Source organism: Streptomyces sp. URMC 126 (assembly GCF_051386555.1).
GTDB lineage: Bacteria > Actinomycetota > Actinomycetes > Streptomycetales > Streptomycetaceae > Streptomyces.
This window is the reverse complement of sequence record NZ_JBPQTX010000267.1, coordinates 1-9,802: the sequence shown is the minus strand read 5'-3', so window position 1 is coordinate 9,802 and position 9,802 is coordinate 1. Positions and strand designations below refer to the sequence as shown.

General features: G+C 73.4%; 12 protein-coding genes and 1 pseudogene. 7 read left to right on the top strand and 6 right to left on the bottom strand.

All coding sequences use genetic code 11. The annotated features are described in order from the left end of the window. The first annotated feature begins 390 nt into the window (after positions 1-390). From tsaE to ACSNOK_RS25795, 3 genes are all read left to right on the top strand, one after another. Positions 391-966, top strand: coding sequence for a tRNA (adenosine(37)-N6)-threonylcarbamoyltransferase complex ATPase subunit type 1 TsaE (tsaE, locus tag ACSNOK_RS25805; RefSeq protein ID WP_436783164.1), 576 nt, complete (start codon positions 391-393; stop codon positions 964-966). 210 nt (positions 967-1,176) lie between these two features. After that, complete coding sequence (locus ACSNOK_RS25800; protein ID WP_436783163.1) at positions 1,177-1,443, top strand: hypothetical protein; 267 nt, start codon at positions 1,177-1,179, stop codon at positions 1,441-1,443. 859 nt (positions 1,444-2,302) lie between these two features. Further along, positions 2,303-2,716: a hypothetical protein gene (locus ACSNOK_RS25795; RefSeq protein ID WP_436783162.1), complete on the top strand. Its 414-nt coding sequence runs from the start codon at positions 2,303-2,305 to the stop codon at positions 2,714-2,716. A 364-nt stretch (positions 2,717-3,080) separates the two neighbouring features. Here the strand turns inward: ACSNOK_RS25795 and ACSNOK_RS25790 are convergent, their stop codons facing one another. Next, a complete protein-coding gene (locus ACSNOK_RS25790) occupies positions 3,081-3,668 on the bottom strand; it encodes a hypothetical protein (RefSeq protein ID WP_436783161.1) in 588 nt (195 codons plus the stop codon). Positions 3,669-3,846: 178 nt separating this feature from the next. On the opposite strand from ACSNOK_RS25790, the gene tsaB reads away from it, so the two are divergent. From tsaB to tsaD, 3 genes are all read left to right on the top strand, one after another. Beyond that, complete coding sequence (gene tsaB / locus ACSNOK_RS25785) at positions 3,847-4,524, top strand: tRNA (adenosine(37)-N6)-threonylcarbamoyltransferase complex dimerization subunit type 1 TsaB (RefSeq protein ID WP_436783160.1); 678 nt, start codon at positions 3,847-3,849, stop codon at positions 4,522-4,524. A 65-nt stretch (positions 4,525-4,589) separates the two neighbouring features. Continuing rightward, positions 4,590-5,108: a ribosomal protein S18-alanine N-acetyltransferase gene (gene rimI / locus ACSNOK_RS25780; RefSeq protein ID WP_436783165.1), complete on the top strand. Its 519-nt coding sequence runs from the start codon at positions 4,590-4,592 to the stop codon at positions 5,106-5,108. Further along, positions 5,092-6,258 carry a tRNA (adenosine(37)-N6)-threonylcarbamoyltransferase complex transferase subunit TsaD gene (gene tsaD / locus ACSNOK_RS25775; protein WP_436783159.1) on the top strand — a complete coding sequence of 389 codons (1,167 nt, stop codon included), beginning with the start codon at positions 5,092-5,094 and terminating at the stop codon, positions 6,256-6,258. The genes rimI and tsaD overlap by 17 nt, the downstream gene beginning before the upstream one ends. A 49-nt stretch (positions 6,259-6,307) precedes the next feature. On the opposite strand, the gene ACSNOK_RS25770 is transcribed toward tsaD, so the two are convergent. From ACSNOK_RS25770 to ACSNOK_RS25750, 5 genes are all read right to left on the bottom strand, one after another. Further along, positions 6,308-6,976, bottom strand: a complete 669-nt coding sequence (locus ACSNOK_RS25770) for a hypothetical protein (protein ID WP_436783158.1) — start codon at positions 6,974-6,976, stop codon at positions 6,308-6,310. After that, the gene (locus ACSNOK_RS25765) at positions 6,969-7,409 is read right to left on the bottom strand and encodes a hypothetical protein (protein ID WP_436783157.1); all 441 of its coding nucleotides are present in this window, start codon (positions 7,407-7,409) and stop codon (positions 6,969-6,971) included. Before ACSNOK_RS25765 ends, ACSNOK_RS25770 begins: the two co-directional genes overlap by 8 nt. A 106-nt stretch (positions 7,410-7,515) precedes the next feature. Next, positions 7,516-7,818 carry a hypothetical protein gene (locus ACSNOK_RS25760; RefSeq protein ID WP_436783156.1) on the bottom strand — a complete coding sequence of 101 codons (303 nt, stop codon included), beginning with the start codon at positions 7,816-7,818 and terminating at the stop codon, positions 7,516-7,518. Between the two features lie 34 nt (positions 7,819-7,852). After that, positions 7,853-8,110 (bottom strand): hypothetical protein, encoded by a 258-nt coding sequence (locus ACSNOK_RS25755; protein WP_436783155.1) that lies wholly within the window; start codon positions 8,108-8,110, stop codon positions 7,853-7,855. 149 nt (positions 8,111-8,259) lie between these two features. Further along, positions 8,260-9,522 carry a THUMP-like domain-containing protein gene (locus tag ACSNOK_RS25750; protein WP_436783154.1) on the bottom strand — a complete coding sequence of 421 codons (1,263 nt, stop codon included), beginning with the start codon at positions 9,520-9,522 and terminating at the stop codon, positions 8,260-8,262. Positions 9,523-9,612: 90 nt separating this feature from the next. Here ACSNOK_RS25750 and ACSNOK_RS25745 point away from each other — a divergent pair. Beyond that, positions 9,613-9,802: pseudogene (locus ACSNOK_RS25745) on the top strand (polysaccharide deacetylase family protein); the annotation flags it as partial.

The following is a 9,802-nucleotide window of genomic DNA, read 5'->3' as shown; positions in this document are numbered from 1 at the left end:
GTCCGCCGCGACGCGGCGGGGGCTCGGGGGGAGGGGTGAGAGGCGACTGCGACGGGTGAGGGGCGCTTTCCCCGCGGGGCCGCGGGGCGGTTCTCCGTGGTCCCGCGACCCGGGCGACGGGCCGGGGCCGCTCCCACGGCGCCCCCGCCGCGCCTGCTGCGCCACTGGAGACAACCGGGTCGCGGCTGCTGCACCGCAGCATGTTGTGCCGCACTGCGCCATGTCAGACCGAACCGTGCTGTCCGCGCCGACCGGTCGCGTCCGGCCGACCGCCACCTAGCCGCCCCCCCCCGGAGCGCGGCGCGACCAGGCCCTCCACCCGCCCCGCCGAGCGGGCGGCCGTGCCGTCTCTTCCCGTCCTGGGGGCCGGCCCCCGTACCATCGGGCGGTATGAACGCCCCGCTCGACTCCTCCGCCGTGTCCGTCCCCGGCGCCTCCGGCGCCCCCCGCACGGCCGCCGCGCAGCTCACCGTTCGGACGTCCGAGGACATGCGGGAGCTGGGCCGCAGACTCGCCGGGCTGCTGCGCGCCGGTGATCTGGTGCTGCTCTCGGGAGAGCTGGGCGCGGGCAAGACGACGCTGACGCGCGGGCTCGGGGAAGGGCTGGGGGTCCGTGGGGCCGTCACCTCCCCGACCTTCGTGATCGCCCGCGTCCATCCGTCGCTGACCGGCGGACCCGCCCTCGTCCACGTCGACGCCTACCGGCTGTCCGGCGGGCTCGACGAGATGGAGGACCTGGACCTCGACGTCTCGCTGCCGGAGTCGGTGACGGTCGTGGAGTGGGGCGACGGCAAGGTCGAGGACCTGTCGGAGGACCGGCTGCGCGTCGTCATCGAACGCGCGGTGGGCGCGGAGGCGCCCGCGCCGAGTGACGACGAGGCCGCCGACGACGTCCGTACGGTGACGGTGAGCGGCGTGGGCGAGCGCTGGGCGGGGGCCGACCTCACCCCGCTCACGGCGGGCTGACCGGGCCTCGCTCCGTCACGCCACCCGTCCTCACTCCTGCTCACGCCGCCCGGTTTCGCCGCCCGGTCGTACCCCTGCGCGGCCGGGCGGCCCCACGCGCGTCCCCGACGCGTCAAAGCCGTCCCGCGAGAAGTAACCGACAAGGTGTCGGGAAGATGTTGCGATGTTGCCGCCGGGCGTGGTGACATGGGGGAAGAGACATGGTTAGGCATGCCTGACCTTGACCGGCTGCCCAAGGAGGCGTTCATGTCGGCCCAAGAGCCCCCAGCAGCCGTGGATCATGGTGCGCGTACGGCCGGTACGCCCCGCGCGGAGAACGGGGCCGAGGAGCGGACGCCCTCGGTGCGCGACCTCCTGGCCGCCTGTGCCGCCGCCGACGCGGTCTCCACACCGCCGCGGGCGCCGGCGTCCGAGTCCGCGGCGGACGCGGACGGCGAGGGCGAGCCGGACGGCCCGGACCGCCGGGCTGCGGCCTGAGAGCCTGCTTCTGAGCCTCGAAGCCGCAGGTCAGCCAACTCGCGCCCGTTATGCGAGGTTGAGCGCCGTTCGGTCGATCACCGAACGGAACGTCTAGGAATGCCTCAGCCAACGGTCGTGCGCCCGGCGACGTCCAGGGCCTCGGCGACGACGGCCCGCTCAGCGGTGGTGAACGGGCGGGTGCCACCCCCTCCTTGCGCCCGTCAGAAGGCGAACGTCGAAGGCGAACTACGCGACCGGGCCGCACCGTCGCCTGGCCACCCTCGGGGCCGAGGCCGGCGACATGGGCCGGCGCTGCCACCGCGAACGGGTTCTCCGGGAACTCCCCCGGCATCAGCAGCGCGCAGTCCGACATGACGACTCGCAGGCCCGGTGAGGCGTCAGTGAGCCGGCCGCGGCCGACGCCGTACGGGCCCATCGTTTTCTCGGCTACGGCCATGCGGTCGCCCCACCCGGCGCGGCCGTCGGGGTGGATCACGATGTACACCGAGGCATCAGTCATGCGCAGTTCGTAGTGGGCGGCGGTGAGGTTCAGAAGCAGGCTCCGAGCCTTCTCTGTCGAACACGCCATGACGGCGCGGGCGCGGCGGTTCCCGTGCGGGGCGGTGTTGAGCGTGACTTTCCGGCCAGGACGGACTCGTCCCACCGTCCCATGAGCATCTCGGAGACCGCCACGTTTCCGCAGGTCAGGGCGTGGGGCGTCCCACGATGACCCAATCCCCCGAGATCCATTGGCAGGCGCGGATGTGGCGCATCAGAGTCACTTCCGCAAGCCGGGCGGTGACGCGGTCCACCCCGCGTCACCGCACCACCGACAAGAACGGGGAGTACGCACATGAACGTACGCAGGAGCATCGCCGTGACCGCAGCGACCGCCATGCTGGGCGGAGGTCTCGCCCTGGCCGCACCGGCCGCCATCGCCGCGCCGGCGCAGGACGACACCGTCGCCCAGGCGCAGGTCCAGGAGCGCTGGCGGAACCTGTGGAACGCCGACATCTCCGGCGACTACCTCAAGACCCACGGCAAGAAGTGGGTCTCCGGCCAGTCCCTGGTGCCCCACGGCGCCAACATGGCCCGCGGCGTCTTCACCTGCTGGGGCGGTGGCGAGGCCAGCCTGACGGTCAAGGTCTCGGGCGGCGGCTCGAACACCAAGAAGCACCAGTGCAACGGCAAGAAGCACTACGCGACGGTGGCCGCCAAGGGCGGTCAGTCCTTCAACCTCATCCTCAAGGGCAAGAAGAACACGCGCGTCGAGGCGTGGGTCAACGGCTGAGGCTGCCGAGGGGCCTGAGAGGCCGAGACGCCCGGAGTGCCGTCACCGCCGCTGAGCGCCTGTTTTCCGAACCCCGGAAGGTGAGGGCTCGGTGACCTGGTCGCGGGCGGCGCCTGGGCCGGCTTGAGGTCGATCAAGCTCACGGCCACCCGGTGGCACTGACGACCGTCAGCGCCACCTCTGCGGCAGTACCTTCCGTTCGGGCAACGGTCACCGTGACCGTTGCCCGAACGCTTTCCCAAAGTTCCCGTTTCGGACCGACGGGCCTTGACCTGCTGATACAGGGGTCAGAAGCAGGCACTGAGGCGAGGCGCCCGACGCGGGCCCGCCCGCGGCCCTCGCGAGCCTCTCGCGGCGCGTCCCGCTACGGAACCACGACCACCTTGCTGCCCGTGGGCGCGAACTCCCACAGGGCCAGCCCGTCCGCCGGCTTCTGGCGGATGCCGCCCGTCTTCTTCGTCGGGTCCGGCTGCGGCGGGGAACCGTCCACGGCGGCGCTGAAGCCGAAGACGACGCCCTTCGCGTCGATGAAGAACCGGACGATGTGTTCGAGGCGCACGCCGTCCGACCCCGGGCCGTTGAGGTCCCGCGAGATCACCGAGTACGTCCCCGGCTGCGGGTTCACCGTGCTGGGCGTGACCTCGAAGGAGCGGGCGTCCTTGCCGTCGGCGTTCACCAGCCACACCCGCTTCTGGCCCACCGAGTAGACGACCCGCTTGCCCGTGCCGGAGCCGCTCGGGACGGCGGGCGGCGCGTCCTTGTGCGTGCCGGAACCCTTGCCCTTGCCGTCCTTGCCGGAGCCCTTGGCGTCGCCGGGCGTCGCGGAGGCGGCGGCGGACGAACGGTGGACGCGGTGGGGCGCGGCCGACGCCTCGTAGGCGAGGTAACCCACCACGGCCAGTGCCGCCGCGGTGAGCCCGGTCACGAAGATCCCGGAGCTGCTGCGTGCCACCCTGCGCACCCTTTCGTCCCCCGTACGACCATGCGGCGTACGGTCATCCGCCCCGACCGTAGCACCCGGGCGCACCACCGCCGCGCCCCCGAGGCGCCTCCGGGGCGCCCCTGGGATACCCCTGAACCGGGCCCACGCGGGCACCGGCGGCCCCATGGCGCGCCGTAGGCTTGTCATTGTGCTGCTGCTCGCTCTTGATACCGCCACGCCCGCCGTCACCGTAGCCCTCCACGACGGTGACTCCGTCGTCGCCGAGTCCCACCAGGTGGACGCCCGCCGGCACGGCGAGCTCCTGCTGCCGGCCGTGGACCGGGTGCTCGCCGAGGCCGGACGCACGCTGGACGAGCTCACCGGCGTTGTGGCCGGCGTCGGCCCCGGCCCGTACACCGGCCTGCGCGTCGGCATCGTCACGGCCCTGACCTTCGGCGCCGCGCTCGACGTGCCGGTGCACGGGTTGTGCACGCTGGACGGCATCGCCTACGCGGCCGGTGCCGCCGGCCTGACCGGCGAGTTCGTGGTGGCCACGGACGCGCGCCGCAAGGAGGTCTACTGGGCGCGCTACGCCGACGCCCGGACCCGCGTCACCGAGCCCGCCGTCGACCGCCCCGCCGAGCTGGCCGAGCCGCTGGCCGGGCTGACGGCCGTCGGCGCGGGCGCCGTCCTGTACGCCGACGCCTTCACGGACGTCCGGGCCGACCTCCCGCAGCACCAGTCGGCGGCGGCGCTGGCGGCGCTTGCCGCGGAGAAGTTGCGTTCGCAGGGGCCGGACGCCGGATTCCTGCCCGTCCAGCCGCTGTACCTGCGCCGCCCGGACGCGCAGGTGCCGGCCAACTACAAGGTGGTCACACCGCGGTGAGTCCTTCAGCGAGCCCGTCGGCGGGCCCCTCGGAACCGGGGGCGGAGACCGTGCGCGTCCGGGAGATGCGCTGGTGGGACATCCCGGCCGTGCTGGAGCTGGAACGCGCGCTGTTCCCGCACGACGCCTGGTCCAAGGGGCTGTTCTGGTCCGAGCTGGCGCACGCGCGCGGCGCGAACGCCAACCGCCGTTACGTCGTCGCCGAGGACGCCGGCCGCCGCGTCGTCGGCTACGCGGGCCTCGCCGCCGTCGACGGCACGGGCGACGTGCAGACCATCGCCGTCGCCACCGACCACTGGAGCACCGGCCTCGGCTCCCGGCTGCTCCGCGAGCTGCTCGCCGCCGCCACCGCCTTCGAGTGCCGCGAGGTGCTGCTGGAGGTGCGGGTGGACAACACCCGCGCCCAGCGCCTGTACGAGCGCTTCGGCTTCGAGCCCGTCGGCATCCGGCGCGGCTACTACCAACCGGGCAACGTCGACGCGCTCGTGATGCGCCTGCCCACCGAACCCGACGGCGGCCCCGGTGCCGGTGCCGCGGACATCAACGCAGTGCAAGAGGGAATGACCCATGGCTCCACTGACTGACGAACCACTCGTCCTCGGCATCGAGACCTCGTGCGACGAGACGGGCGTCGGGATCGTCCGCGGCCACACCCTGCTCGCCGACGCGGTCGCCTCCAGCGTCGACGAGCACGCCCGCTTCGGCGGCGTCGTCCCCGAGGTGGCGTCCCGCGCCCACCTGGAGGCGATGGTCCCCACCATCCAGCGGGCGCTCAAGGAAGCCGGCGTCACCGCCAAGGACCTCGACGGCATCGCCGTCACCGCCGGTCCGGGCCTCGCGGGCGCCCTCCTCGTCGGCGTCTCGGCGGCCAAGGCGTACGCCTACGCCCTCGGCAAGCCGCTCTACGGCGTCAACCACCTCGCGTCGCACATCTGCGTCGACCAGCTGGAGCACGGCGCCCTGCCCGAGCCGACCATGGCCCTCCTGGTCAGCGGCGGCCACTCCTCGCTGCTCCTCGCCCCGGACATCACCTCCGACGTCCGCCCCCTCGGCTCGACCATCGACGACGCGGCGGGCGAGGCGTTCGACAAGGTCGCCCGCGTGCTCAACCTGGGCTTCCCGGGCGGCCCGGTCATCGACCGCTACGCCCGTGAGGGCGACCCCGAGGCCATCCGCTTCCCCCGCGGCCTCACCGGCCCCCGCGACCCGATCTACGACTTCTCCTTCTCCGGCCTCAAGACCGCCGTCGCCCGCTGGATCGAAGCGAAGCGTGCCGCTGGCGAGACGGTGCCGGTCGCCGATGTCGCCGCCTCCTTCCAGGAGGCCGTGGTGGACGTCCTCACCCGCAAGGCCGTCCGCGCCTGCAAGGACCACGGCGTCGACCACCTCATGATCGGCGGCGGCGTCGCCGCCAACACCCGCCTCCGCGCCATGGCCGAGCGCCGCTGCGAGGACGCCGGGATCACCCTCCGCGTCCCCCGCCCCAAGCTCTGCACGGACAACGGCGCCATGGTCGCGGCCCTCGGCGCCGAAATGGTCGCCCGAGGCCGCTCGGCCTCGTCCTGGGACCTCCCGGCGGACTCCTCCCTCCCGGTCACGGAACCCCACGTGCCGGGCACGCAGAAGGAACCCCACGACCACGGCCACTCGCACGACCACGGCCACTCGCACGGCCATGGGCACAGCCACGACCACGTCCACGAGCTGAGCAAGCAGAACCTGTACGACGCGTAGTCGCTCCGGGGTCCCTTTCCTTCCCGCCCCTTATTGGTCCCTCGTGATCTCAGGGCAAAGGGAAAGGGATCCCCTTCCTGCGGTACTCGTTCCGTACCCCGTCCTGGACACCACGGCCGACCAGCCGGAACAGCTCCGCGTCGAAGGGCCGCGTGCCCGTCCAGAGGCCGGCCAGCGCGAGGGCCAGTTCGTGGTCGGCCACGAACGTCAGCTCCTCCTCGCGGGCCGCGGTCTCGACGGCCCGTGCGGCCCGTTCGTCGTCCCACCTCGGCAGATCCAGTAGGGCGTTGACGCGCCAGGCGGGGTCGGCCTCCGTGTCCACAAGGGTGTCGTACAGAAACCGCGCGCGTTCGTCCCAGGGAAGCAGCTCCGTGTCCGTCAGCGCGCGGACGAACTCCTCCGGCGGGGCGTAGTGGTGCCGCTCGACGTAGTGCAACAGGAGTGAGGGCGCCGCGTACGTCAGCCCGTCGCGCGCGTAGACGTGGATCTCACCGCTCCCGGCCGCCGGTTCCTTCCCCGCGCAGAACTCGCACACGTGCAGGCCCAAAGTCATGCTCCGCACCTTGCGGACTTCCTCGCGCAGGGCGTCGAGCAGGGCCGGGGACGGCTGCGAAGGGGCCCGTTGCAGCCCTCGCTCCGGGCCCAGCCAGCCGACGTTCCGCAGGGGAAGCGGGCTCTCCGCGTCCTCGAAGGGCGACAGGTCCGGATATTCAGCCAACCGGCACCCCGGGCCGCGGGCCGTGCGGTGCGTCCCTTCCACCGAGCACCGCCTCGACGAAGTCGTCCGGGGGCAGGTAACCGTGGTCCGTCACGTAATGGAGGACGAGATCGGGAGCGATGAGCCAGGTGCCGTCGGCCGCCACCACTCTCACCTCCGCGCCGCCGAGCGGCGCCGTCCGGCCCTCGGGCCCCACCGTCCCCGGGGAGCCGCTCCCCGGTGCGCCATGGGGGAACGGGCAGGAGTGCCGGCCGCGCGTCCGCGCGTGCGCGGCTCGCAGACACAGCTCGCCCAAGGCTTCGGCGAACCCCCTGGGAGCCGCTCCCCGAGGGAACGCGTGGGCCGGGTCAAGCCAGCCGATTGCGAGCGCGGTGACGCCGTCCGGCACGGTGTCGGGCAGGTACCGGTAAGGCGAGCGGTCTTCGGCGTACACCTGATGCCTCCCCTGACGGGCGGTCCGTCGTCGGCGTCGGAACCGCCGGGACAACGCGCCGACATCCTGCGGCAGTTCACGTCGGCCCCACAAGTCGCCCAGCGTGTCATGCGCGGGGCGGACCGCCTCCCTCCGCCTCGCCCCTGAGCAGCAGGCCCTCCAGCAAGCCCTCCGGCAGACCCACCGGCCGCCCGTCGGACGTCAGGCCGACCCGCGCGCTGTGCGGCGGAACGAGCACCCCCACGGGGTGGCCGTAGCGCTCGATCCACCGGACCACGAGGGTCCGCTCCCCACCGCCACCGCCCTCGGCCCGGAGGCGCTCCCCCGGCCGGACCTCGCCGCCGACGCACCGGACGACGCAGACCGCCTCGTCGCCCCGCATGTCCCCGGCGAACTGAACCTGGAGCACGGCCGGCTCCCGCCCACGATCCGGCCCGTCCATGTCAGGACCGGCCCCGGAAGGGCGCGTACCAGTCCCTCGGCAGGCCCTGGATCTCCCCGATCCGCCCGACCTCGTCGTCGACGAGCCGGAAGGCCGTATAGGTCAGGGGGAAGTGGGCCGCGGACATGGCATGGTCTCGCGTGGTCACCCGGAGGCGGGCCTCCCGGGGGTCGGTGAGGTCGAGAGCCGCCCGGAATCCCGCCGCCGTGTCACACAGGATGAGGACGGGCTCCCGCGCGGGCGGGGCCGACACCGACATCGTCCACACGGTCTCCCAGGTTCCGTCGTCCGCTTCCCTGACGGAACCCCACCTCGTCTTGCGGATCGCCGAGGCGTCGTACGCGGGAAGTCCGGGCGCCCCGGAGCTGTCGAGGGGGCGAGGCCGGTGCCCGTCACGGTCCGCCCGGGTCACGCCCGTGCCGGCTGCCCCAGCAGCATCGTCGGTGCGCCCGCCACTCGTGTCAGGATGATCACGCACGAGTTCGTCCCTTCGAGCTTGAGCTTCTTGCGGAGTTCCTCCGGCTCCACCGCCGAGCCGCGCTTCTTGATGACGGCCACGCCGATGCGGCGCTCCCGCACGAGGGCCTTGAGCTTCTTGAGGTTGAAGGGGAGGACGTCGGTGATCTCGTACGCGGACGCGTACGGGGTCGGGCGGAGCTCGTCCGAGGTGATGTACGCGATCGTCTCGTCGATCAGGCCGCCCGACACCTCCTCCGCGACCTCCGCGACGAGGTGGGCGCGGATGACCGCGCCGTCCGGCTCGTAGAGGTAGCGGCCGACCGGGCGGACGGCGGGGTCGGGGAGGCCGGTGCCGGTCAGGGTGGCGCCGGCCGGCAGGAGGGTCGCGCGACGGGCGCCCGGGTCGGTGCCGAACCACAGGACGGCCTCCTTCACGTCGCCGCCGTCCGAGATCCACTCCGCCTCGGCCTCCTCGGGGACCGCCTCGTGCGGGACGCCGGGGGCGATCTTCAGGGCGGCGTGCGGAGCCGTACGGGCCGTCTCGACCGCCCAGGACAGGGGCGGGGAGTAGGCCTCCGGGTCGAAGATCCGCCCACCCGTCGCCCGGCCACCACCCCTGCCGGAGGCGCTGCGCGCTGCCCCTCTCGATGCGCCGCGTCGCGCCGGGTCGACGAAGACCGCGTCGTATCCGGAGACGTCGACCTCGGCCACGTCCGCGCAGCGCACCTCGATCAGCTCCGACAGGCCCAGGGCGGCCGCGTTGGCCCGGGCCACCGCGCAGGTCAGCGGGTCGCGGTCGACGGCGAGGACGGAGATGCCGGCCCGGGCCAGGGCGATGGCGTCGCCGCCGATACCGCAGCACAGGTCGGCCAGGCGGCGGACGCCGAGGGCCGCGAAGCGGCGGGCCCGGTGGACGGCCACGGAGGCGCGGGTGGACTGCTCCACGCCGTTCGGCGTGAAGTACATGCGGAACGCGTCCTCGGTACCGAACTTCGCCACCGCCCGCTGACGCAGCCGCGCCTGGCCGAGGGCGGCGGAGACCAGCTCCGCGGGGTGCTCGCGGCGCAGCCGCGTGGCGACGGCCAGCTCCCGGGCCGGATCGTGGTCGCGCAGCTCCTCCAGGAGTCGGCGGCCCTCGTCGGTAAGGAGGGCGGCGAAGGCGTCGACGGCGGTGGGGCCGTCGGCGGTGGTCTGGGTGTTCGGAGCGGGCACGCTCCCATTCTCGGACACCGCCCGTCCGGAAGCGGGTGCGAGGCCCCTTCGCGAGGCGATCACTCGAACGAATGAACAAGAATCGTTTCCGTGACCCCGTCTGCAATAGGCCGAACCCGCGCCCGCCTCGCCCTCGCCCCGCTCTGCGCCGTCGCCCTCCTGCTCTCCGGATGCTCGTCCGGGCCGGACGGCGGGAAGGACGCGGGCGGCGGCGCGGCCTCCGGTCCGGCGAAGGCCGCGGAGAAGCGGAGCACCCCCGCGCCCACCCCCACCGCCGACC